Here is a 22,316-nt window from a genome sequence, read left to right as displayed (position 1 = left end):
CGTTCACTCCTCCCGTTTGTTGGAAACACCCCGTTCAAGGGGCGGTCTGCTACTGCATCGAAAGGCGCCTCCTCGCGCCTATCGCAACCTTTTGCCGTCGCTGCCGAAAACCATGATGTGATCGGGCGAAGCACTCAGTGAGACGGACCAGCCATCCAGCCGCTCGCGTGAGCCCTGCCGCTGCACGACAAGTTCTTTCCCGGCACGCGTTCGGGTATAGAGATAGGAAAGGTCGCCAAGCTCCTCCGCCACCTCGACATTGACAGGCAAAGCACCCTCTTGCGTGATCACCAGATGCTCGGGCCTTATGCCGATTTCGACCCGCTGACCGGGGGAAACCGGATGCGAAAGCCGGGCTTCAAGGTGCTTTTCACCACCTTCAGGCGCGAGCATAACGATGCCGTCCCGCTGCCCGACGATGTCGGCAGCAAGGAAATTCATCGCGGGCGATCCGATGAAGCCAGCGACGAAACGATTGTCCGGATCGTCGTAAAGGGTGAGCGGCGCGCCGGCCTGTTGCACGATGCCGCCCTTCAGCACGAAAATCTTGTCCGCAAGCGTCATGGCCTCTACCTGGTCATGCGTGACGTAGATCATCGTGGCGCCGAGCTTGCGGTGAAGCCGGGTCAGTTCCAGCCGCATCTGCACGCGCAGTTCCGCATCCAGGTTCGACAGGGGTTCATCGAAGAGAAACACCTTCGGCTGTCGCACGATCGCGCGGCCTATGGCCACGCGCTGCCTCTGGCCGCCGGAAAGCTGCGATGGCTTCTTGTGCAGATTGTCCTCGAGCTGGAGGATGCGGGCAGCTTCCCCCACCCTCTCATTCACCTCCGCTTTCGGCCGGCGGGCGAGACGCAGGCTGAAAGCCATGTTCTCGAACACCGTCAGATGCGGGTAAAGCGCATAATTCTGGAAGACCATGGCAACGCCACGATCCGCCGGCTCGACAGCGGTGACGTCGCGCTCGTCGATGGCGATGTGACCGCCGCTGGTTTCCTCAAGACCGGCGATCATGCGCAACAGGGTGGATTTTCCGCAACCGGATGGCCCCACGAAAACCGCGAAGCTGCCCGTCGGAATCTCCATCGAAACGTCCCGGATGGCTGCAAAAGAGCCGAAGGACTTGGCGATATTGCTGAGACGGACACCCATCACCGCCTCACTGAACCTTCACGCGCAGAACATGATAGGACAGCGCCGGCACGGAGCCTTTGAGTGCCCCATCCTCGACACCAATGCCGCTGCCCGGCACCGGCACGACGCGGTCGGGTTGATCCGGACCGTTGCCGGTCCTCAGATCATATCCCGCCATGGAAAGATGCAGGCTGAGTGACACAGGCGAAAAGCCGGTGAGACCGACATTGAGCTCTGCTGCTTCGGTCAGATGACGATTGAGGACAAACAGCGTCACCACGCCCTCGTCCTCATCAAACACGCCGGCGACATCGAGATATTTGACGTCATCGGCCGCGTTGCAGTCGTAGGTCGGGCAATCGACGGCAATGTTCAGTGCAACGCCGCGACCATAAAGCGAGGCGAACTGATAAGGATAATAGATGGTCTGGCGCCATGCCGGTCCGTTCTTTTCAGCGCGGATGGGGGCGATGACATTGACGAGCTGGGCAATGCAGGCGATGCGCACCCTGTCCGAGCGACGGATGAACTCGTTGAGCAACCCGGCCACGAAGAGAGCATCCTCGAAATTGTAGGTCTCCTCCAGAAGTGCAGGCGCTTCCGGCCAGTCCCAGCTCTTGATGCGTTTACCGTCGTCTTCGCGGATATGGTACCAGACATTCCACTCGTCGAAGCAGATGGAGACATCGTTCTTGGCGCGCTTCTTGGCTTTCACGTAATCGATGACACCGGCGATAGTCTGAATATAACGCCCTGTTTCTTCGATCTTGCCGAAGTAATTCAGCGTGTCGCGGCTGTTATTGCCGAAATATTTATGCAGCGAGATGTGGTCCACATTCTCGTAGCATTCTTCCAGCACCTCGCGCTCCCATTCGGGATAGGTCGGCATGCCGTCGTTGGAACTTCCGCAGACGATTGCCTCGATGGTCGGGTCGAAACCCTTGAAGGCTTTCGCGGTTTCGTTGGCCAGCCGGCCGTACTCCACCGCGGTCTTGTGGCCAATCTGCCAGGGGCCGTCCATCTCGTTGCCGAGGCACCACATCTTCACGCCATGCGGCTTTTCGGCGCCGTGGCTGCGGCGAAGGTCGCTAAGCTCGGTGCCGCCGGGGAAATTCACGTATTCGAGAAAGTTGCGGGCATCATCCAGACCACGGGAACCGAGGTTGACGGCGAGCATCATCTCGATGCCCGCCATCGACGCCCAGTCTGCGAACTCGTTGACGCCGATCTGGTTGGTTTCCTTGGAGCGCCATGCAAGATCAAGCCGCACGGGCCGTTTGTCACGGGGGCCGATGCCGTCTTCCCAGCGATAGGCCGAAACGAAGTTGCCGCCGGGATAGCGGATCGCCGGAATTTTCAGATCCTGGACGAATTTCAGCACATCATTGCGAAAACCGTTTTCATCCGCCTGCGGATGGCCGGGCTCGTAGATCCCGCCATAGATCGCCCGCCCCATATGTTCGATGAAGGCGGAATATAGGCGATCGTCGATACGCCCAATCCGGAAGTCCCGGTGGACTGAAACCCGCGCTTTCATAGGCTCTCCTCCCATGCGCATTTATATCGTAAAATATGATATAAACCATATTTCATAATATAGTTGCCAATGGAAGCCGCGCCTGTCAACCGCGAAAATCATACTTTATGAAATTGGCCCGATCAGTCTGCGGTGCGCAGACGCAATACGATGTCCTGATCGTAATTCCCAAAACCCCGGCCGAAGATGTTGAGCCCGCCTGGATGCTTTGCATCCGCCTTTACCTCGATCCGCAGACGGATTGAGCGGTGGCTGGACAGATCGATGTCCGCAAGCGTCACATCGGAAATGCGCGTACCATCGACATAGGTTCCCTGGGCAGTAATGCGCCAGGTTTTGAGCATTCCATACTGCGAGCCGGACAGTTTCCACCAGTCGGGCGTAAACGTACCCCGCTTGTCGCCGAAATCGCCGGGCGAGGTCCAGACCCCGATCTCCTTCCCGTTGACGGAGAGGGTAATGTCTGACGGCCAGTTGCTGTGCGTTCCTGGCACCTCGGAACTGACCTCCATCGAAAACTCGACTTCCTCGACGTTTCGCCCCTGAATCTTGGCATTATTTGGGAATTGATACTCGACATGACCCGATGTGAACCACAAAAGTGCAGTCTTCATGCGGTCAGGATCCATGAAGGTATCAGGGACATCCAGAAGTCCGATAATGCCCTCCGGCGAACAGATGCCGCAAGGCGCGGTCACCGAACTCTGGGTATAGAGGCCGAGCGGCATGGCGACGGCAATGTAGTTGGATACAGCCGGCGTCTCGGGGCTTCGAAACGAAACGATAAGCTCGTCGCAGGTCGCAAAACAGATTTTCTGGCTGCCCTTGCGCGCCTTGCGCGTTTCGGTTCGCAGCAGCCCCGCCTCTTCAAGAACGGTCACACCGGCCGACACGGTGGACTGGGGAAGATCCAGCCTCTGCGCGATCTCGTTGACATTGAGACCGTTGGCCTCGTGCAGCAGCTTCAATATCTGCACACGGATCAGCGACGCCGCCGCCTTCAAAACATCGAATTCTTTTTCAGCGTCAATAAGTAGGAAATTGGGAGCCATTGTCTAATCTTCAGATTTAGCGATCTAGATCAGAATTTCTGGCTTAAATATTTTATGCTGTCCAGCATTGTTTGTCGGGTCGATATATTCAAAGTCAGACACGCAAGGAATGATTGCGAATGGAGGCAGCGCAGGCGGTTTCGATACCGCATGCGCTGCCTCCTTTTCCTTACCCGCGCTTGCGCAACGTGCGGGTGCCGGTATCGACAAGATTCTGCGCTGCCTCATCCACAGTGGCTCGGCCAAAGGCGAGCGAGTCGGCAATGGGACGCATTACCCCACGGTCGAACTCATTGGCGCCGATGGGGGCAGGCTCCGGATAGGTATCGAGCTTGCCGGAGAGGCTCTCGATGTAATCCACCGTCTTGCGTTCGGTCTCGTTGAGGCTTGGCAACACAGCTTCGCGCACCTTCTTCGCCGGCGGCACGCCGCGTTCGACGCCAAGAACCTTGCCCGCTTCCAGATCGTTGACAAAGAAGTTGATGAACTTCGCCGCAGCTTCCGGAGTGGTGGAGGTGGACGAAATGCACCAGATAAGCCCCGGCCGGTAATAATGCCCGGTCGGTTTTCCCGGCCCCTCACCCGGCAGCATGCCAATGGACAGCGTCTTCTTGTTGAGCGCCTGGTAACCGACAAGCTGGTTGGAATAGGCAAAGCCGATTGCGGAATTGCCAAGGGTCAGCGCGTTGGATTCGATGGTATTGTCATCGCGCGTCTGGATATCGGCAGAGACGCAAAGCTTGTTCTCGCGCAGATCCTCCCAATAGGCGAACCATTCCTTGGCATCTTCCTTGTTGAAACCGATGGTGCCGTCCTGGAACAGGAGCTTGCCGCGCTGGCGCAGCCAGACATCGAAGACGTAGTGATAACGAGCGCCATAGGGCACCGCCCAATAATTACGACGCGCCGGAGCGTTCTTCTTGAAATCGCGCGCCAGTTCCGCCAGCGCCTTCCAGGTGATCTGCTCCTTCGGCACGGAGACGCCGGCCTCCTTCAGCGTCTCTGCATCATACATCATGCAGAACGAATTCAGCCCGAGACCGACGCCGTAAAGCTTGCCGTCGATGCGGCAAAGATCGACTTCGCTTTTGCCGAAATTGGAAAGATCAAGCGACGAGCCGACAAACTGGTCAAGTTCCATGCAGGCCCCACGGCCGGAATAATCGGCAATGGTGGAAGGCTCGAGCTGAAAGATATCGGCGACGTTACGTCCCGCCATGGACGTCGCAAGCTTGGTCCAATAGTCGGAACCGGCGATCATCTCGCCGCTGATTACCGTTTGTGGATCTGCCTTCTGGTAGAGGGCAATCACATCATTGGTGCGCTTGTTGCGGTCAGCCGAACCCCACCATACGCAACGAAGCCGGGTTTCGGCCGCCATCGCGCGGAAACCGCCCGCCGCCGCGCCAAGACCTGCCAGTGCCGCCGTCACCAAAAATCCACGTCTATCGATAGTTTGCATATGCTCCTCCCGCGTTTTGCAAATTTCTCATTCATCACTTAAATTCTTGCAAATTTTCATTATTTGCAATATTTGCATCATAATAGAATTTTTTGCAAGCGCAGGAGAAGACATGAACGATACGCCCGACATCAGCCGCCCGCGCCAGTCGGATATCGCCCAGCGTGCAGGGGTTTCCATCAGCACGGTCTCACGGGTTCTCGCCGGGGAAAAAGGCATCAGCGCATCGATCCAGACCAAGGTTCTTGGCGTGGCGGCGGAACTCGGTTATCCGCTGCGGCCAGTCACCAGCCAGACCGGCGGCATCTCGCTGGAGGGCAAGAAAATCCTCGCCCTCATGTCCGCCGAACGAGCGACCGGCGATATCGGCGCCTTTTATCACGATATTTTCGACATGCTGCGCAGCCTTGCCCAGACAGAGGGTTTCGAACTCGATATCCGGCTGCTGCACCAGAGGCAGATCGACGACGCCCTTACGCAGCGGGTCTGCGAGGTCGATGGCCTTCTCGCCATTGGTCTTGACCCCGAAGAGGAGATCATCCACCGCATCACGCAGGGTGTGCTGCAACCGGTTCTCGTCAATAGCGCCGATCCCTCGATGATGCTGGATTGCGTCTCGCCCTCCAATTTTTACGGCGGGGCGATGGCGGCGCGGCGGCTGCTGGAACTGGGGCACCGCAAGGTCGCCTATATCGGTCCGCAACACCGTCACACTATAAGAGAGCGCATGCGGGGCTTTCGGCAGGTTATCATCGAGGAAGAGGGTGCCACCTATGAGGAGTTTCTGCTTTCCACAGCGGATAGCGGCTTCGGGCAGGCCGGTGATGCGGTTCGTCAGCTGCTGGCCAAAAACCCCGATCTGACTGGCATTTTCTGCATGAACGATGCGATCGCGCTCGGCGCGCTGGGAGCAGCACAAGAGCTTGGCCTCGGGGTACCGGACGATCTTTCCATCATCGGCTTCGACGACCTGCCCTTCGCCGAACTTTCCACTCCCCGGCTCAGCACAATCCGGGTAGACCGCCGCGAGATTGCCCGCGAGGCGGTAGAGCTGATGCGCCGCCGGCTGGCGGAGCCATCGGCCAATGCCCGGCAGGTTCAGCTGGGTGTACAGCTTGTGGAAGGACAGACCGCCGGTCGAGCAAAAAAGACGGGAAAGGCGGCGCGCGATGCATAAGCCAGCAAACCATGATCCAATGACCCGCTTCAATCCGCTTTACGGCAATCCACTCAAGACCCGCGCCGACGTCAGACGGGCATTGGACGACAGTTTCGCACCGCTGCTTCCCTATTTCTCAGAGAGCGGCGCAAGAGTGACGTTAAGCGGCACCGCCGCGCATTTCGACCGGGCAGCGGCCGATCTGGAAGGATTTGCGCGACCACTGTGGGGCATCGCGCCGCTTGCGCTCAGCGGCGATGCCTTCGCCCATTGGCCGCTTCTGGCCAGAGGAATCGCCAATGGCACCGATCCCGCCCATGCCGATTACTGGGGGGACGTGCGGCAGAAGGATCAGCGGCTGGTGGAACTGGCCGCCCTCGGCTTTGCGCTTCGGCTTGCGCCGCAACATCTGTGGGAACCCTTGTCCGAAGAGCAAAAGGCGAATGTGCGCCATTATCTTCTGGCGGCGCGCGAGCGCATCTATGCCGACAATAACTGGAAGTTTTTCCGGGTGATGGTCGATGCGGCGCTAGATCATCTCGGTATCGAATTCGACCGGAGCCTCACCGAAACATATCTGAAAGAGCTGGACGGATTTTACATCGCCGACGGCTGGTATCGCGACGGCAACTATCGCCGCATCGACCACTACATCGCCTTCGCCATGCATTTTTACGGGCTGATCTACGCGAAAATCAGCAAACCGGATGATGCATACGCCGAACGTTACCGGGAACGTGCCCGCCTGTTTGCCGGGGATTTCGCAAGCTGGTTCGATGAGGATGGTGGCGCGCTGGCCTTTGGCCGCTCCATGACCTACCGTTTCGCCTGCGGCGGCTTCTGGGGTGCCCTCGCCTTCGCGGATGAGGAAGCGATGCCTTGGGGGGAGATCAAGGGGCTTTATCTGAAACATCTGCGCTGGTGGGCGGGAAAGCCGATTGCCGACCGCGACGGCGTGCTTTCCATCGGTTACGCCTATCCGCAACTGACCATGTCGGAAAGCTATAATTCGGCGGGTTCGCCATATTGGGCCTTCAAGGCTTTCCTGCCGCTCGCCTTGCCGGAAAGCCACCCCTTCTGGCAGGCGGAGGAAAAGCTGCCAGACACATCCACAAAACCACGGCCGCTCGTTCATCCCGGCATGGTGATGATGCGCAGTAAGAGCAACGTCACGGCGCTGACGAGTGGGCAGGAAAACCTATCCATGCGTGGCGGGCCGGAGAAATACGCCAAATTCGCCTATTCCTCGCGTTACGCTTTCGGCGTGGAAGTGGACGAGCGCGGTTTCAAGACCAATGGTTTCGACAATATGCTGGCCTTTTCCGAAGATGGCCGCCACTACCGGGTGCGCGAAACCAACCGCACTGTGCTCTTGGCTGGCACCAATCTTCGAGCGACTTGGAACCCATTCCCCGATGTCGAGGTCGAAACGACGCTGGTTGCCGCGGGAGAGTGGCATATCCGGTTGCACCGGATTACTTCCGCGCGGCCACTTTTGGTCACCGAAGGCGGCTTTGCGATAAACCGCAACGATGGCGACCGCGATGCAGTGACCGAAGACAGCGGCCGGGCAACGGCCGATTGCGGCACCGACATATCCGCCGTCATCGATCTCGGCTCCAGCGCATCCCGCCAGGGCGTGGCGTTGAAGGCGCTGCCCAATACCAATCTCATCAATGCCAAAACCACGGTGCCGCAATTGCGGGGCGACATTCCAGCGGGCAAAACCCTGCTCGCCTGCGCCGTCTTTGTGGGACTGGCGGGACCTGAAAGCGATACAGCTTTGGCGACAGTTCCCGCACTTCCGGACATGGAGGCGATTGACCGCCTGTTTGTTGAGCGCGGTGTTCCCGTAAGCAGTATGGCGGCGGCGGGAGAACCGCAATGATGAGCCCGCGTCCGCGTCTCAGCCTTGCCATGGACCCGGAGCGGACGCAGCATGTGCTGACGTCACACGCGCTTGAGACGCTGTCACAGAGCGTCGACATCCTCGACACCCGGCCGGTCTGCGATTTTCACGACCCAGCTGTGACTGCCCAGTTGGAGAGAACAGATATTCTTCTGACTGGCTGGGGTTGTCCCGAGATCGACATGCGGGAACTGGCAATGATGCCGAACCTTCGGTTGATTTCGCATGCCGCCGGGACGGTGAAATACTTCCTGTCCCAGGCAGTTTTCGAACGAAACGTTACGGTGTGCAGCGCGGCCGAGGCGAATGCGCAGCCGGTCGCGGAGTTTACGCTGGCAATGATCCTGCTGTCCGGCAAGCGTACCTTCGGTTTCCGGCGCATCTACGGAGAGGATCGCGCACGGCGAAACGTCGACCGCCTGCAGTCGCAGGTCATCGGCAATCTCGGCCTGACCGTCGGCATTGTCGGGGCGTCACGCATCGGGCGTCGGGTCATCAATCTGCTGCAGCCCTTCGATCTCGATCTCATCCTTTTCGACCCGTTTTTAAGCGCGGTGGAGGCACAAAAGCTCGGTGTGCGTCTCATATCCCTCCATGAGCTCATGGCGGTAAGCGACGTCATTTCCCTGCACGCGCCATCCCTGCCGCAAACCCGGCACATGATCGGCGCCGACGCGCTTGCCCTGATGAAGGACGGAGCGACCTTGATCAACACGGCCCGCGGCGCGCTGGTGGACGAAGACGCCCTGCTGGCGGAACTGAAAACCGGACGCATAGAGGCCGTCATCGACGTGACCGATCCGGAAGTGCCGCCACCGGATTCGCCCTTTTACAGCCTTCCGAACGTGTTCCTGACGCCGCATATCGCCGGCGCCGTCGGCCTTGAACGCGCCCGGCTCGGCGACATGGCGATTGCCGAGATCGAACGCTTCTGCCGCGCAGAACCATTGCAACAGCAGGTACGTCCGGAACATCTGGAACTGATCGCATGAGAATTTTCGAGCCGGGCCTCTGCTCTGTCACCTTCAGGTCCATGACGCCGCAGGCCGTGATTGACCTTGCCGTTGCAAATGGCATCAAGGCGATAGAATGGGGTGCCGATATCCATGTGCCACCTGGCGACTTAGAAAATGCAAGGGATGTGGCGTCGCGTACGGTGAAAGCCGGTCTTACCGTCTCTTCCTACGGATCCTACATTTTCGCACCGGATTTTGCGCCGGAGGATGTGACCGCAGTTCTGGAAACCGCGAAAGCGCTCGGCACCGGCCATATCCGCATCTGGCCCGGCATCCGCAAACGCCCATCCGCGGATTATTCACCAGAGGAACGCCGTGCGGCGACCGACGCGTTGGCGGCACTTGCCCGGCGGGCAGACGACTACGGAATGACAATCGGCCTCGAATACCACCCCAATTCGCTGACCGACACGCTGACCTCGGCCTTGCAGCTCATGCAGGATTTGCCGATGCCTAACCTGTTCTTTTACTGGCAGCCAGCCCCAGGTCTACCGCTGGATGACGCCCTTGCGGAAATATCCGCGCTCGGCTCGCGCATCTGCCACCTGCACGTCTTCGCGTGGCTCACCGATGCCAGCCGCCTGCCGCTCGGCGAGCGCGCGGACTATTGGCGGTCTTGCGTTGATGCCTTGCCAGCAAGCGACTGGACTAAACCGGCTTATGCGATGCTGGAGTTCGTCAAAGGTGACAACGTCGCCCAGTTCTCGGAAGATGCGGCGGTGCTGAGCGAGATTCTCGCCCGCTCTTAGAACCGCTTGTTTTTTATCGAAAACCGACGCGGCGGACTAAAATTCGCTATCCATCACAACCGCCCACTGCCCTCATCCCTGTACCCCCTATAGGGAACCAGCCAGCCCAAGTCTTTGGGCTGATTGATTTCCTCGCCGCGCAGACGCGTCAGCTGGACTCCTGTGACAAGCACAGGAGTAAGGGAAGGTCTGTTCCTCCCCCGGTTTTTCCTCTTATATTCGCCGCCCATCCGCCCCGAACAGATGCGTCTTCGCCAGATCAAACGCAAAGGGAATGGTCTCGCCGATGCGGATATGGCGCTGGCCGTCCAGCAGCAGGGTGGCGGGCTGGCCATCTGGGGTGCTGGTATAAACCACCGTCGAGCCGCCGAGATGTTCAACGAGCTGGATGGACGCATCGCCAAGCGAGGCCGATTGCGCCTGTGGGTTTACGTGTTCGGGACGAATGCCGAAAGTGAGTGGCTCGCCTTCCTCAGCCGCGACCGGCTTTTCGAGCAGAATGCGCTGGCCGGCGACCTCGATGGTACGGTTGGAGCTGTCGCCTGAAGCCACTTTCGCGGAAAGGAAGTTCATCTTTGGCGAACCGATGAAACCCGCCACAAACTGGTTGGCCGGATTGTTGTAGAGATCAAGCGGGCGGCCGACCTGCATGATGCGGCCGTCACGCAGGACCACGATCTTGTCGGCCATCGTCATGGCCTCCACCTGGTCATGCGTCACATAGATCATGGTGCTGCCGAGCGTCTGGTGCAGCTTGGCAATTTCGACACGCATCTGCACGCGCAGTTCCGCATCGAGGTTGGACAGGGGTTCATCGAACAGAAAGATTTTCGGCTCGCGGACGATAGCCCGACCGATGGCGACACGCTGGCGCTGGCCGCCAGAAAGCGCCTTCGGCTTGCGCTGTAACAACGGACCGATCTGCAGGATATCGGCAGCTTTCTGCACCCGCGCCTCGACTTCCGGTTTCTTGTAACCCGCCGTCTCCAGCCCGAAAGCGAGGTTCTTGTAAACGCTCATATGCGGATAAAGCGCATAGGACTGGAACACCATGGCGATACCGCGCTTGGAAGCGGCTGTTTCGTTGACCCTTTCGCCATCGATGCGAAGATCACCCTCGGAGATTTCCTCCAGACCGGCGATCATGCGCAGAAGCGTGGATTTGCCGCAGCCCGAGGGGCCGACGAAAACGGTGAACTCGCCCGGCTCGATCTTGAGATCGATGCCGTGGACGACCGGAAAAGCGCCGAACCGCTTGACGATTTTTTCCAGAGTAATGCTGCTTGCCATGCTGTTTCTCCCGACCGTCGCGCTGCAGACAAGGCAGCCGCGACGGTGTTGATGTTCTGCAATTCGTTTTCGGTCCCGTTTCGTCCGTTCAGCGTTTCATTCCGGTGGTAGCGATGCCTTCAATCAGCAGCCGCTGGAAGAACAGGAAGAACAGGAAGACCGGTACCAGCGACAGGTTGGACATGGCGAAAAGCGACGTCCAATCCGAGCTGCCGGTGGAATCCACGAAGGATCTGAGGCCGAGCTGCACGGTGTAGGTGTTGATGTCGTTCAGATAGATCAACGGACCGAAGAAATCGTCCCAGGTCCAGATAAAGGAAAAGATCGCGGCCGTTGCCAGAACCGGCAGAGAGAGGGGCAGCATGATCTTCCAGTAAATGCGGAAGGGCGAGCAACCGTCCATCACCGCTGCCTCATCCAGCTCACGCGGAATACCCCGGAAGAACTGCACCATCAGGAAGATGAAGAAGGCGTCGGTTGCCAGATATTTCGGCACAATCAGCGGCAGCGACGTATTCACCCAGCCCATTTCCAGAAACAGGATATATTGCGGGATGAGCACAACGTGATAGGGCAGCATCAAGGTGCCAAGCATCAGCGCAAACCAGAAATTGCGCCCACCGAACCGCAGGCGGGCGAAAGCGAAGGCGGCAAGTGAGCAGCCAACGACGTTGCCGATGGTGGCAAGCACCGAGATGAAGAACGAGTTCCAGAAGAATTGCCCGAAACTGACCTGAAGCCCGGTCCAGCCACGAATATAGCCGCCGAAATCAACCGACGAAGGAATGAGCGAGGAGGAACCGAACAGCTCGTCCTGCGGGCGGAACGAACCCGAAATCATCCACAGGATCGGATAAAGCATCGCAAAGGAGGCAAGGATCAGCACCGCATGCAGCAAAACCGACATTAGCGGTGAGCGTTGCGGGCCTTGTCCCGGCCGGGGAGCGGTAACAGCGTCAGTCATCGTAATGCACCCAGTATTTCGCGCTGAGGAACGAGAAGGCCGTGAACAGCGCGATGATGATCACAAGAATCCAGGCAAGCGCCGAGGCATATCCCATGCGGAAGAAACCGAAGGCTTCCTGATAGAGATAGAGCGTATAGAACAGCGTCGAGTTGATCGGCCCGCCCGTGCCTTCGGAAATGATGAAGGCCGGCGTGAAGGCCTTGAAGGCATCGATCGTCTGGATCACGGCGTTGAAGAAGATCACCGGCGTCAAAAGCGGCAGCGTAATGCGGAAGAACTGCCGCATCTTGCTTGCGCCGTCGATATCGGCGGCCTCGTACATATCCTGCGGGATTTGCCGGAGCCCTGCGAGGAAGATGATCATTGGCGAGCCGAACTGCCAGACGGACAGGATCACCAGCGTGTAGAGCGAGTAGTCCGGATTGGAAATCCAACTCGGCCCCTCATAACCGAAAACCTGCCACAAGACCATGTTGACGAGGCCATCTGACGCGAAAAGCTGCCGCCAGAGAACAGCGATCGCCACGCTGGAACCGAGCAGCGACGGCAGATAGAAGATCGCCCGGTAAAGCGTGAGCCCCTTTATGCCGCGATTGAAGGCGAGCGCCACCAGCAGTGCAAAGATCAGCTTCAACGGCACCGAAAGCAGCACATAGGTAAAGGTGACCTGCATGGCGGCGGCGAATTTAGGGTCGGCAGTGGCGATGCGCACATAATTGGCCGCCCCCACCCAGTCCGGGGATTGAAGCAGGTCATAATTAGTGAAGGACAGATAAAGCGACACCAGCGCAGGCCCGAGGGTGAGACCGAAGAAACCGATCAGCCACGGCAGGAGAAACAGGTATGCGTGAACGTTGCGGTCCAAAAGCCGCTTCACGCCTGCCCGCTTCGGGAGAGCCGCGCCACGGCTCTCCTCCACGAGAGTTTCAGATCGAAAGGCCATCTGCCATCACTTCCGTTTAATGACGGTTTCGGATTCCTTGACGAGCCGGTCACCACCCTCAGCCGCCGAAATCTTGCCGAAGCCGATCTCTTCCGCTGTACGTTTCAGGACGAAGGCGAATTCGCCTGCACCCGGAGGGGGTGCCGGCGGCAGATCGCCAACGCCGGGGGTAATCTCGGCAATATATTCCACCATGCTCTTGCTGACGGCATCGAGCTTGGCGGTCAGCGCGTTACGCATCGATTCCGATGCCGGAACGCCGCGCTCCACACCCAGAACATCGACGCCCTGTGGTTCGGCAACGAGAAAGTTGATGAAACCGACCGCCTGCTCGATGCCGGCACTGCCATTGGCGACGCTGATGAGCATGGATGGTTTCAGGTAGTGACCGGAAGGGCCATCCTTCTTGCTTTTCGGATAGGAGGTCATCGCCAGCTTGGCTTTGTTGAGTGCCTGATAACCGACAAACTGGTTGGAATGGGCAAATGCCGTTGCCGCCTTGCCCGTCGTCAGCGCGTTGGTTTCAATATTCAACTGGTCGAGCGCCTGAATATCGGCCGGCACGCATGCACCGCTCTTGCGCAAATCCGCCCACATGGTGAACCATTTGGTCGCGTCGGTCGGATCAAAACCGATACCGCCATCCTGTGTGTAGAGTGATTTGCCGTTCTGACGCAGCCAGTTCTCGAAGCTCGGCTCGACGCCGCTGGCATCGGCCGTGGCGTAATAGCCGGGCTTGGGCTTGTTCTTGCTGAGCTTGGCGGCGTTTTCGGCAAACTCTTCCCAGGTCTGCCCGATCGCTGGCGGGGTCGCGCCGGATTTTTCCCAGGCCGCCTTGTCGAAGAAGACAGCGCTGGAATTCACGCCAAGATTAACCCCGTAAAGCTTGCCGTCGACCCGACCGGAGTCGATGTTCATCTTGCCGAAATCTTCTATCTTCAGGCCCTTGCCAATATAGTCATCAAGGGGAGCAAGGGCGCCGCGCCGGCCATATTCGAAGATGTAGCGATAATCCATCTGGATCAGATCAGGCGCGTTGCGGCCTGCCACCTGCGTGGCAAGGCGCGGCCAGTAGTCGCTCCAGCCGGCAAATTCCCCGGCAATATCGAGATCCGGCTTGATTTGCTTATATGCGGCGATCGCCTTATTGGTGCGATCCGCACGCTCCTGCGATCCCCACCACAACATACGCAGCCGCGCGGCCTGAGCCTGCGCCGAACCACCTCCCAATGTTGCGAGTGAAAGGGCCGCAAGCCCTGCTGAAAGCACACTTCTCCTGTGAAGCATCACGGGCATTGGCAACTCCTCCCTAATTGACTGCCAAATTGATGATGGGGGTAAACGACTATTGCCGTTTTATAACTAATTGGTTACATGGGAACACCGATCGCCAACATTGTCAAGCGGGTGCTAAGATGGACGAAACGACGAAAAACCAGCTGCCCGATCCGGCCGTCGAGGAAACGCCTGCCCCCAAGCGCAAACGCGGGGCGGCACAGGTGCGAAACCCGGAGAGAACACGCGCCGCCATTCTTGAAGCCGCCCGCCGCGAGGTGGCCGCAAAGGGCCTGGCGGGCGCGAGAATCGATGTCGTGGCGCGGCGTGCCGGCACCAACAAGCGGATGATCTACCATTATTTTGGCGACAAGGACGCGCTTTATCTCGCCGTTCTGGAGGACGCCTATCGCCACATCCGCCACACCGAACGGCGGCTGGACCTGACCCGCAAGGCGCCTTCGGAAGGCTTGCGGGAACTTGCGCTTTTCACCTGGCATTATTTTCTGGATCACCCGGAATTTCTGAGCATTCTCGCAACAGAAAACCTCAATAAAGCCCGATATCTCAGGCAATCCGCTACGATTGCGGCGATGCATTCGAACTTCATTTCCGAGCTTGAGGACGTGCTGCGGCGCGGCCGCGATACTGGCGAATTCCGTGACGGTCTCGATCCGATCGACGTCTATCTGACGATCGCCTCGCTCGGCGCCTTTTATCTTTCGAACCGATTCACGCTGTCGACGATCTTCCAGCGCGACCTGACCGACCCCGCCGAACTTGAACGCTGGGGCCAGCATATCGTCGATACCCTGCTTGCTGCGGTGCGGCCGGTCTGAGCCGTAAAAACCGAATTTCCCTTTAACAACAGCGACGACGCGCCATTCGCATCCGCGAAGCGCGTCTTTTCCTTTTGCGGCGCGGCACAAACCCGTGATTTCTGTCGCCGCAAGTGCATGTGAATTTCCTGCCAAAAACACCTTGACAGATCGCATCCTTCACGACCACAAATAACCAAATGGTTACAAATTGCCATGTTTGACGGAAGCGGCTTTCGGGAAAAGGCCGCCTTGGGAGGAAATTCATGAAACGTATCGGCGTCATCATGCACGGCATCACCGGCCGCATGGGTTACAACCAGCACCTCGTGCGCTCCGTTCTCGCCATTCGCGATCAGGGCGGCGTGGTTTTGAAGAGCGGCGAAAAGGTCATGCTCGACCCCATTCTGGTCGGCCGAAACGGTGCGAAAATCGAGGAAATCGCTAAAAAGCACAATGTCGCGCGGTGGACGACCGACATCGACGCCGCCCTTGCGAACCCGGATGACACGCTTTTCTTCGACGCCGGCACGACGCAGATGCGTGGCAGCCTGCTCGAAAAAGCCATCAAGGCGGGCAAGAACGTCTATTGCGAAAAGCCGATTTCCGACAGCGTGGCAGAGGCGCTGGCAATTGCCAGACTGGCCGAAAGCGCCGGTATCAAACACGGCGTGGTGCAGGACAAGCTGTTCCTGCCCGGCCTTCGCAAGCTGGCGATGCTGCGTGACAGCGGCTTTTTCGGCAAGATCCTCTCGGTGCGCGGCGAGTTCGGCTATTGGGTTTTCGAAGGCGATTGGCAGCCGGCGCAGCGTCCTTCGTGGAATTACCGCCTGAAGGATGGCGGCGGTATCATCCTCGATATGCTGTGCCACTGGCGTTATGTGCTCGATAATCTATTCGGACCGGTGAAATCCGTAAGTTGCCTCGGCGCCACCCATATCCCCGAGCGTTTCGACGAACAGGGCCACGCCTATGCAGCGGATGCCGACGATGCCGCCTACGCCACCTTCGAGTTGGAAGGCGGCGCCATCGCCCATATCAACTCTTCCTGGGCGGTGCGTGTGCGCCGCGACGATCTCGTCACGTTTCAGGTTGATGGCACGCATGGTTCGGCCGTGGCGGGTCTCACTAAATGCTGGACCCAGCACCGCACCAATACGCCGAAACCGGTGTGGAACCCTGACCAGCCCCAGACCATCGATTTCTACAAGACCTGGCAGGAAGTGCCTGACAACGTCACTTATGACAACGGTTTCAAGGCGCAGTGGGAAATGTTCGTGCGTCACCTCGTCGACAACGACCCATGGCCCTATGGGCTGATGGAGGGCGTGAAGGGCGTGCAATTGGCCGAACTGGGGCTGAGATCATGGAAGGAACGCCGCTGGCTCGACGTTCCCGCACTTTCCTGAGGAGGCGACAGTGAGCGAACTCAAGCTTCCAAAGGACGACCGCAGCATCGAGGTCTACAGGCTATCAGGCGCGCCGGTCGCCATCGAGAAACGAAGTGCGGAGGATTTCAATCGAGTCGCCTTCGCTGCCGCCCATGTGGTGGCCGATCCCCTCGCTGACAACGATCCATGGTTGACGCCCGCCATCGACTGGGACGCTACCCTGCGCTTCCGTCACCGCCTTTGGGACCTCGGCCTGGGTGTTGCGGAGGCCATGGATACGGCCCAGCGCGGCATGGGACTGGCGTGGCCGCAGGCGCAGGAACTGATCTCCCGTTCGCTGAAGGAAGCGGCCACCCGCAAGGATGCGCTGATCGCCTGCGGCGTCGGCACGGATCATCTTGACGGCGGCGGATATGACCTGAAGCAAATTATCGACTCCTACCTGGAACAGCTTGATTTTGTTCAGGGAGAAGGCGGGCGCGTGATCCTGATGGCAAGCCGGGCGCTCACCGCTGCCGCCCGCTCCCCGGACGATTATCTCGAGGCCTATGCCAAGGTTCTTTCCCGTGCCGAGAACAAGGTGGTTATCCACTGGCTGGGAGAAATGTTCGATCCTGCGCTTGAGGGCTACTGGGGTGCCCGCGACCATATGGCGGCGATGGACACCTGCCTTGCCATGATCGAGGAGAATGCAGACAAGATCGACGGCATCAAGATTTCGCTTCTATCCAAGGAAAAGGAAATCGTCATGCGCCGCCGCCTGCCCGCTGGTGTTCGCATGTATACCGGCGACGACTTTAATTATGCCGAACTGATCGCCGGTGACGAAAAAGGTCATTCGGACGCGTTGCTCGGCATTTTCGATGCCATTGCTCCGGCGGCATCCAAGGCGCTCGCCAGCCTGAAGCGCGGTGCGGATAATGAATTCTTCGACATTCTGGAGCCAACGGTGGCGCTTTCACGCCATATCTTCAAGGCGCCGACCCGCTTTTACAAAACCGGCGTGGTGTTTCTCGCCTATCTCAACGGCTTGCAGGACCATTTCACCATGGTTGGCGGGCAGGAAAGCGCCCGCTCCACGCGGCATTTCGCCGAGCTTTTCCGGTTGGCGGACAAGGCCAACGTGCTTGCCGAACCGGATGTGGCGACGCATCGCATGAAGCAGTTTCTGGCTGTCAGAGGCATTGGTTAAGCGCGAGAGCGAAGGTGGCTGGAGGCCTTCGCAAAAGGGAGGAGTACCGTTATGGGCGTTGAGGGCCTTTCAATAAATTTTGCCACCGTGCGGCAGGGACGTTCCTTCGGGGCAATCGTGGATGCATGCCTTGCGCATGGCATCACCACCATCTCTCCTTGGCGCGAGCAGGTTCACGCTGCAGGCCTTGCTGAAGCAGCACGCATTGTCGAGCAGAACGGCCTTCGTCTCAGCGGCCATTGCCGGGGCGGCTTTTTCCCCGCCCCCGATGCAGAAGGCCGCAGCCGCGCCATTGAGGACAATAAACGCGCCGTGGACGAAGCCGCCGCCATGAAGGCAGATTGCCTAGTGCTTGTCGTGGGCGGCCTGCCCGCCGGTTCTCGAGACTTGAAGGGTGCACGACAAATGGTGGAGGACGGCATGGCCGAACTTCTTCCCTATGCGAGGGCAGCCGGCGTGCCGCTCGCCATTGAACCGTTGCACCCCTTTTATGCCGCCGACCGCGCCTGCTTCAACACTCTGAAACAGTCGCTCGACCTCTGCGACCGGCTGGGTGCCGGAACCGGTGTGGCCATCGACGTCTATCACGTCTGGTGGGACCCGGAGCTGGAGGAACAGGTGGCGCGCGCCGGGCGAAACGGGCAGATACTGGCAAACCATATCTGCGACTGGCTGGTGCCGACCACCGATCCGCTCAACGATCGCGGCATGATGGGCGATGGCGTGATTGACCTGAAGGCATTTCGCGCCATGATCGAGGCCGCCGGCTTTTCCGGTCCGCAGGAAGTCGAGATTTTTTCGCATCGTTGGCAGGCACGCCCGGTGGACGAGGTTCTGTCCACCGTCGTCGAGCGTTTTAAAACCGTTTGTTGATTGGGTTCGGGAGTAAGGAAATGCCTGAAAGGGTGAAACGCAAACGTTATGCACTGGTCGGCACCGGCAATCGTGGCACCACCATGTGGGGGCGCGAACTTCTGGCCGGGTGGAGCGACTATGTCGAACTGGTCGGCATTTGCGACCTGAACCTGATGCGCGCAGAACGGGCCCGCGCCATGATGGGGTCGGCGGCTCCGCTTTATGACGACTTCGACCGGATGATGGCCGAGCAACGCCCGGAACTGGTAATCGTCTGCACGCCCGACGATACTCATGACGACATCATTATCCGCGCGCTCGAGGGCGGTGCCGATGTCATCAGCGAAAAACCCATGACCACCACCCCGGAAAAGATTGACCGCATCCGCGCGGCGGAGGCCAAAAGCGGCCGCCGTGTCGACGTTTCCTTCAATTATCGCTTTTCACCGACGGCGGCGCGCATCAAGGAGCTGATCGACGACGGCGCGATCGGCACCGTTACCTCGGTAGATTTCCACTGGTATCTCGATAACCAGCACGGTGCGGATTATTTCCGCCGGTGGCACGCTTTCACCGAACATTCAGGCAGCCTGTTCGTCCACAAGGCGACGCACCACTTCGATCTTCTGAACTGGTATCTCGATTCCGACCCGGTGGAAGTGAAGGGCTTTGGGCAATTGCTGCATTATGGTAAGAACGGACCGTTCCGGGGAACGCGCTGTCGTACCTGTCCGCACAAGGGCGAATGCGACTATTTCATGGATCTCGGGGCCGACCCGTTCCTGGACGCGCTTTACGAGGACCCGTCGACTTTGGATGGCTATATGCGTGACGCCTGCGTCTTTCGCGAGGAGATCGACATTCCTGACACGATGAGTGCCTCGATTCGCTATGCGAACGGCGTGCAGGTCTCCTATTCGCTCAATACCTATATGCCGATCGAGGGACACCACATCGCGTTTAACGGCCATAAAGGACGCATCGAGATGCGCCAATATGAAAAGCAGCCGTGGACTGAGCCCCCCGCCGACGAAATCCTGCTGGTGAAAAGTTTCGGTGGCGGTGTCGAGCGTATCTGGGTGCCGCATGAGCCGGGCGGCCATTATGGCGGCGACAATCGCATGCGCGACATGATCTTCAAGCCCGGTTCGAACGACCGGCTGCGGCAGCGGGCGGGTTCGCGCGCCGGCGCCATATCCGTGCTCTGCGGCGTAGCCGCATTGAAAAGCGCCCGCGAGGGTGGTGCAGCGGCGGTGAAATCCCTGCCCATCTAGATATTTTCGGCCTGCGGTGCTTTCAACGTCGGTCCGCAGGCCGCAATTGCCAAAAAAGAACGGATAACATTCTGCAGATTACGCGCTTCCTCCATACCGGTAAAACGACGATCGGGGGAAGAAAGAGTTAATCATGTCCAGTTTCGAATCCTTCATTCCGCTCATCATCATCGGCACCAGCCTGATCCTTTTTTTCAAATGGGTGGGGCGTGATATGAACAGGGAAGAGAAAAAACCGAAATCGCGCCGCTGACGCAGGAAGAGACATCGGAACCGACAAGTGCAATCGCCAGATGGCGCATTTTTCCGCATCGGCCCATTGCAAAATCAAAAATTGAGGCTATATTCGGCAAATCGACAATTGCTTGTGACGTCGCTCCTGGGACTCTACGTTCCCGTCGGATTTCCTCTCAAATAATCGATCTAATTCCGCAAGGTATCGCGGAAACCAACAACGATTACTACGAAAGGAAATCGTTATGAACACTGGTACTGTAAAGTGGTTCAACGCCACCAAGGGCTTCGGCTTCATTCAGCCTGACAACGGCGGCACGGACGTTTTCGTTCACATTTCGGCTGTTGAGCGCGCAGGTCTGCGTTCGCTGAACGACGGCCAGAAGATCACCTACGACATCGTGCAGGACCGCAAGTCCGGCAAGAGCTCCGCTGACAACCTTCGCGCAGCTTGATTTGTCATCGGCCCCGCTGGCTACGCATGTACCAGCAGTGGCGCTGAGTGATTGTGAGAGGTCGGGTTAAATCCCGGCCTTTTGTTTTTTTGGCCATGGGGAGGCTCTCATGCGCAAAAATCCTTATCGTTCCGGCGATGCTATCTTTCTGAAGGCGGGCGTACTTGGGGCCAACCAGCCCAAAGGTCCAGGCCGGGTCGTAACGGCTCTGCCAGAGACACAACAAGGTGCGGTTCGCTACAGGGTGCGTTTCCAGCACGAGAACTTCGAACGTAATATAGCGCTCGATGAAATCGATGTGGCTGCGTCTTCATCGCGGCCCGTGGAAATCGAAGGCTCGTCTTCGCGCGTTGCGGGATCGAGCTGGATCAATTCGAATACGATCAGAATCAAAAAATAGCAGCGATGGCTGCGTTAAGGAGATAAGTTGCAGGTACTCGTCAGGGATAACAATGTAGAGCAAGCCCTCCGCGTCTTGAAAAAGAGGATGCAGCGCGAGGGTATCTTCCGTGAGATGCGCGCACGGGAATCTTACGAAAAGCCGTCGGAAAAGCGTATCCGCGAAGAAGCCGAAGCTGTGCGCCGCCACCGCAAGATGGCGAAGAAAAAATTGCAGCGCGAGGGATTGCTTCCTGCTCCCAAAAAGGTTGCCCGCGCTCGATAACTGTCAATTCGCTCCGCAAAGGAGAATGCCATGACCGCGACTAAAGAGGCTGTTTTCAAACCCGGAAAGCTGTCCTCGCAGGACAAGGCATCCATAACGGACAAGGCGGCGAAACAGATCATAACCGCCGAATCCGACCAGCGCGCCAAGAAGACGGAACGACTTCGCCAACTTCGCGAAGCTCAGGAGGCGGCAATCGCCGCCCCTCCACCCACCCGCACCAAAAAGTCATCCGGCAAGAAATAACCCGGTTGCACTTTTTGACGTCGCCTTTCCGAAAAACTTCTTGAACCTGATACGCAACAGGCGCACGCTTCGCCTGTCAGCAATCCGCTGAAGAGTGCTGGTGTTTGAGGGCAGAGTGTCCTCGCCCCCAAACGAAAGGAGGACGAGATGTCTTCCGAGTTTTATTCATCAAGCCTTTCACGGAACCTCGTCCGCACCGGCGGTTTGGGTTACCGGGAAAACGCATCGCTTCGCCTGCTTCTCAGTGCCGCCGAAGAAACAGCCATGCGCCTAGATCAGGATCGCGGCGCATCCTCCGGCTTTGCGGCGTTTCCTGATTTTGGCCTCCAGCCCGACATGGTGCGGAGAACCTTCTACGCAGGGCGTATCCGCCTCTCCAAACCGACCCTTCCCTTCGGGAAACTTCCGCTTAACGGACTGCCTTTCCCCTGACGATGAAACCGCCCCGCAGCCTGCCTGCGGCGCGCGATCATGCCCCGGACCACACAATATCCAATATCTGTTCAATACCAGGAGGACACCATGGCCAAGGGTCAAGTACGCAGCAACAAAGAAGTCCGCAAACCGAAGAAGGACAAGACGAAAGCTCCGGCTGCGGCACCAGCTGCCGGCACGCAGGTCAAGTTCGCAAATTCCACAACTGCGGATGGCAAGAAGAAGTAGGATTGTTCCGGACAGCCCTCTCATAACAGCG

Annotated in this window: 23 protein-coding genes; 15 read left to right on the top strand and 8 right to left on the bottom strand. The window is 58.6% G+C overall.

Annotated features, from left to right (window positions below; translation table 11 throughout):
• Positions 1-78: 78 nt before the first annotated feature.
• From QE432_RS08275 to QE432_RS08260, 4 genes are all read right to left on the bottom strand, one after another.
• Positions 79-1,152, bottom strand: coding sequence for an ABC transporter ATP-binding protein (locus tag QE432_RS08275; RefSeq protein ID WP_306623741.1), 1,074 nt, complete (start codon positions 1,150-1,152; stop codon positions 79-81).
• Between the two features lie 7 nt (positions 1,153-1,159).
• Entirely contained in the window at positions 1,160-2,671 is a 1,512-nt protein-coding gene (arfA, locus tag QE432_RS08270) for an arabinosylfuranosidase ArfA (RefSeq protein ID WP_306623738.1), read from the bottom strand.
• 122 nt (positions 2,672-2,793) lie between these two features.
• On the bottom strand, positions 2,794-3,723 hold the full coding sequence (locus QE432_RS08265; protein WP_019566450.1) for an ArsR/SmtB family transcription factor: 930 nt from the start codon (positions 3,721-3,723) through the stop codon (positions 2,794-2,796).
• Between the two features lie 169 nt (positions 3,724-3,892).
• On the bottom strand, positions 3,893-5,185 hold the full coding sequence (locus QE432_RS08260) for an ABC transporter substrate-binding protein (protein WP_003517844.1): 1,293 nt from the start codon (positions 5,183-5,185) through the stop codon (positions 3,893-3,895).
• A gap of 112 nt (positions 5,186-5,297) precedes the next feature.
• Here QE432_RS08260 and QE432_RS08255 point away from each other — a divergent pair, with 112 nt between their 5' ends.
• The 4 genes from QE432_RS08255 to QE432_RS08240 are packed head-to-tail and all read left to right on the top strand — an operon-like array spanning position 5,298 to position 10,018.
• Positions 5,298-6,362, top strand: coding sequence for a LacI family DNA-binding transcriptional regulator (locus tag QE432_RS08255; RefSeq protein ID WP_003517845.1), 1,065 nt, complete (start codon positions 5,298-5,300; stop codon positions 6,360-6,362).
• Entirely contained in the window at positions 6,355-8,232 is a 1,878-nt protein-coding gene (locus QE432_RS08250) for a DUF2264 domain-containing protein (RefSeq protein WP_306623735.1), read from the top strand. Before QE432_RS08255 ends, QE432_RS08250 begins: the two co-directional genes overlap by 8 nt.
• Positions 8,229-9,245 (top strand): hydroxyacid dehydrogenase, encoded by a 1,017-nt coding sequence (locus tag QE432_RS08245; protein WP_306623733.1) that lies wholly within the window; start codon positions 8,229-8,231, stop codon positions 9,243-9,245. The genes QE432_RS08250 and QE432_RS08245 overlap by 4 nt, the downstream gene beginning before the upstream one ends.
• Positions 9,242-10,018, top strand: coding sequence for a sugar phosphate isomerase/epimerase family protein (locus QE432_RS08240; RefSeq protein ID WP_306623731.1), 777 nt, complete (start codon positions 9,242-9,244; stop codon positions 10,016-10,018). The genes QE432_RS08245 and QE432_RS08240 overlap by 4 nt, the downstream gene beginning before the upstream one ends.
• 213 nt (positions 10,019-10,231) lie before the next feature.
• Here QE432_RS08240 and QE432_RS08235 read toward each other — a convergent pair whose 3' ends face one another.
• From QE432_RS08235 to QE432_RS08220, 4 genes are all read right to left on the bottom strand, one after another.
• Positions 10,232-11,308: an ABC transporter ATP-binding protein gene (locus QE432_RS08235; RefSeq protein ID WP_003517850.1), complete on the bottom strand. Its 1,077-nt coding sequence runs from the start codon at positions 11,306-11,308 to the stop codon at positions 10,232-10,234.
• 88 nt (positions 11,309-11,396) lie between these two features.
• Positions 11,397-12,272: a carbohydrate ABC transporter permease gene (locus QE432_RS08230; protein ID WP_025595962.1), complete on the bottom strand. Its 876-nt coding sequence runs from the start codon at positions 12,270-12,272 to the stop codon at positions 11,397-11,399.
• On the bottom strand, positions 12,265-13,218 hold the full coding sequence (locus QE432_RS08225; protein WP_003517854.1) for a carbohydrate ABC transporter permease: 954 nt from the start codon (positions 13,216-13,218) through the stop codon (positions 12,265-12,267). The genes QE432_RS08230 and QE432_RS08225 overlap by 8 nt, the downstream gene beginning before the upstream one ends.
• 6 nt (positions 13,219-13,224) lie before the next feature.
• Positions 13,225-14,514 carry an ABC transporter substrate-binding protein gene (locus QE432_RS08220; protein WP_013761393.1) on the bottom strand — a complete coding sequence of 430 codons (1,290 nt, stop codon included), beginning with the start codon at positions 14,512-14,514 and terminating at the stop codon, positions 13,225-13,227.
• Positions 14,515-14,633: 119 nt separating this feature from the next.
• Between QE432_RS08220 and QE432_RS08215 the strand changes: the two genes are divergently transcribed.
• From QE432_RS08215 to QE432_RS08165, 11 genes are all read left to right on the top strand, one after another.
• Positions 14,634-15,332 carry a TetR/AcrR family transcriptional regulator gene (locus tag QE432_RS08215; protein WP_003517856.1) on the top strand — a complete coding sequence of 233 codons (699 nt, stop codon included), beginning with the start codon at positions 14,634-14,636 and terminating at the stop codon, positions 15,330-15,332.
• 245 nt (positions 15,333-15,577) lie between these two features.
• A complete protein-coding gene (locus QE432_RS08210; RefSeq protein WP_003517858.1) occupies positions 15,578-16,720 on the top strand; it encodes a Gfo/Idh/MocA family protein in 1,143 nt (380 codons plus the stop codon).
• Positions 16,721-16,730: 10 nt separating this feature from the next.
• Positions 16,731-17,894 carry a dihydrodipicolinate synthase family protein gene (locus tag QE432_RS08205; RefSeq protein ID WP_306623728.1) on the top strand — a complete coding sequence of 388 codons (1,164 nt, stop codon included), beginning with the start codon at positions 16,731-16,733 and terminating at the stop codon, positions 17,892-17,894.
• Positions 17,895-17,945: 51 nt separating this feature from the next.
• Positions 17,946-18,767, top strand: a complete 822-nt coding sequence (locus QE432_RS08200; protein ID WP_306623726.1) for a sugar phosphate isomerase/epimerase family protein — start codon at positions 17,946-17,948, stop codon at positions 18,765-18,767.
• Positions 18,768-18,787: 20 nt separating this feature from the next.
• Positions 18,788-20,023 carry a Gfo/Idh/MocA family protein gene (locus QE432_RS08195; RefSeq protein WP_035199324.1) on the top strand — a complete coding sequence of 412 codons (1,236 nt, stop codon included), beginning with the start codon at positions 18,788-18,790 and terminating at the stop codon, positions 20,021-20,023.
• A gap of 479 nt (positions 20,024-20,502) precedes the next feature.
• Complete coding sequence (locus QE432_RS08190; protein WP_003517872.1) at positions 20,503-20,712, top strand: cold-shock protein; 210 nt, start codon at positions 20,503-20,505, stop codon at positions 20,710-20,712.
• A gap of 109 nt (positions 20,713-20,821) precedes the next feature.
• Entirely contained in the window at positions 20,822-21,112 is a 291-nt protein-coding gene (locus tag QE432_RS08185; RefSeq protein ID WP_003517874.1) for a hypothetical protein, read from the top strand.
• 27 nt (positions 21,113-21,139) lie between these two features.
• Positions 21,140-21,376 carry a 30S ribosomal protein S21 gene (gene rpsU / locus QE432_RS08180; protein ID WP_003517876.1) on the top strand — a complete coding sequence of 79 codons (237 nt, stop codon included), beginning with the start codon at positions 21,140-21,142 and terminating at the stop codon, positions 21,374-21,376.
• Positions 21,377-21,406: 30 nt separating this feature from the next.
• Complete coding sequence (locus QE432_RS08175; protein WP_003517878.1) at positions 21,407-21,622, top strand: hypothetical protein; 216 nt, start codon at positions 21,407-21,409, stop codon at positions 21,620-21,622.
• Between the two features lie 147 nt (positions 21,623-21,769).
• Positions 21,770-22,054, top strand: coding sequence for a hypothetical protein (locus QE432_RS08170; protein WP_025595953.1), 285 nt, complete (start codon positions 21,770-21,772; stop codon positions 22,052-22,054).
• A 90-nt stretch (positions 22,055-22,144) separates the two neighbouring features.
• Complete coding sequence (locus tag QE432_RS08165) at positions 22,145-22,285, top strand: hypothetical protein (protein WP_003517881.1); 141 nt, start codon at positions 22,145-22,147, stop codon at positions 22,283-22,285.
• Positions 22,286-22,316 lie beyond the last annotated feature (31 nt).

This window comes from Agrobacterium sp. SORGH_AS_0745 (assembly GCF_030818995.1).
In the GTDB taxonomy this organism is placed as follows: Bacteria; Pseudomonadota; Alphaproteobacteria; order Rhizobiales; family Rhizobiaceae; genus Agrobacterium; species Agrobacterium tumefaciens.
Note: the sequence above shows the minus strand (reverse complement) of the source record. Positions and strands in the feature narration are given on the sequence as shown.

Bases quoted from the DNA above. Each gene is read 5' to 3' on its own strand.
- QE432_RS08240 (WP_306623731.1), top strand. From the start codon at position 9,242: ATGAGAATTTTCGAGCCGGGCCTCTGCTCTGTCACCTTCAGGTCCATG.
- QE432_RS08165 (WP_003517881.1), top strand. From the start codon at position 22,145: ATGGCCAAGGGTCAAGTACGCAGCAACAAAGAAGTCCGCAAACCGAAG.
- QE432_RS08220 (WP_013761393.1), bottom strand. From the start codon at position 14,514: ATGCCCGTGATGCTTCACAGGAGAAGTGTGCTTTCAGCAGGGCTTGCG.
- QE432_RS08275 (WP_306623741.1), bottom strand. From the start codon at position 1,152: ATGGGTGTCCGTCTCAGCAATATCGCCAAGTCCTTCGGCTCTTTTGCA.
- QE432_RS08255 (WP_003517845.1), top strand. From the start codon at position 5,298: ATGAACGATACGCCCGACATCAGCCGCCCGCGCCAGTCGGATATCGCC.
- QE432_RS08190 (WP_003517872.1), top strand. From the start codon at position 20,503: ATGAACACTGGTACTGTAAAGTGGTTCAACGCCACCAAGGGCTTCGGC.
- QE432_RS08185 (WP_003517874.1), top strand. From the start codon at position 20,822: ATGCGCAAAAATCCTTATCGTTCCGGCGATGCTATCTTTCTGAAGGCG.
- QE432_RS08250 (WP_306623735.1), top strand. From the start codon at position 6,355: ATGCATAAGCCAGCAAACCATGATCCAATGACCCGCTTCAATCCGCTT.
- QE432_RS08230 (WP_025595962.1), bottom strand. From the start codon at position 12,272: ATGACTGACGCTGTTACCGCTCCCCGGCCGGGACAAGGCCCGCAACGC.
- QE432_RS08260 (WP_003517844.1), bottom strand. From the start codon at position 5,185: ATGCAAACTATCGATAGACGTGGATTTTTGGTGACGGCGGCACTGGCA.
- QE432_RS08210 (WP_003517858.1), top strand. From the start codon at position 15,578: ATGAAACGTATCGGCGTCATCATGCACGGCATCACCGGCCGCATGGGT.
- QE432_RS08225 (WP_003517854.1), bottom strand. From the start codon at position 13,218: ATGGCCTTTCGATCTGAAACTCTCGTGGAGGAGAGCCGTGGCGCGGCT.
- QE432_RS08175 (WP_003517878.1), top strand. From the start codon at position 21,407: ATGACCGCGACTAAAGAGGCTGTTTTCAAACCCGGAAAGCTGTCCTCG.
- QE432_RS08235 (WP_003517850.1), bottom strand. From the start codon at position 11,308: ATGGCAAGCAGCATTACTCTGGAAAAAATCGTCAAGCGGTTCGGCGCT.
- QE432_RS08215 (WP_003517856.1), top strand. From the start codon at position 14,634: ATGGACGAAACGACGAAAAACCAGCTGCCCGATCCGGCCGTCGAGGAA.
- QE432_RS08245 (WP_306623733.1), top strand. From the start codon at position 8,229: ATGATGAGCCCGCGTCCGCGTCTCAGCCTTGCCATGGACCCGGAGCGG.
- arfA (WP_306623738.1), bottom strand. From the start codon at position 2,671: ATGAAAGCGCGGGTTTCAGTCCACCGGGACTTCCGGATTGGGCGTATC.
- QE432_RS08200 (WP_306623726.1), top strand. From the start codon at position 17,946: ATGGGCGTTGAGGGCCTTTCAATAAATTTTGCCACCGTGCGGCAGGGA.
- QE432_RS08170 (WP_025595953.1), top strand. From the start codon at position 21,770: ATGTCTTCCGAGTTTTATTCATCAAGCCTTTCACGGAACCTCGTCCGC.
- QE432_RS08265 (WP_019566450.1), bottom strand. From the start codon at position 3,723: ATGGCTCCCAATTTCCTACTTATTGACGCTGAAAAAGAATTCGATGTT.
- QE432_RS08195 (WP_035199324.1), top strand. From the start codon at position 18,788: ATGCCTGAAAGGGTGAAACGCAAACGTTATGCACTGGTCGGCACCGGC.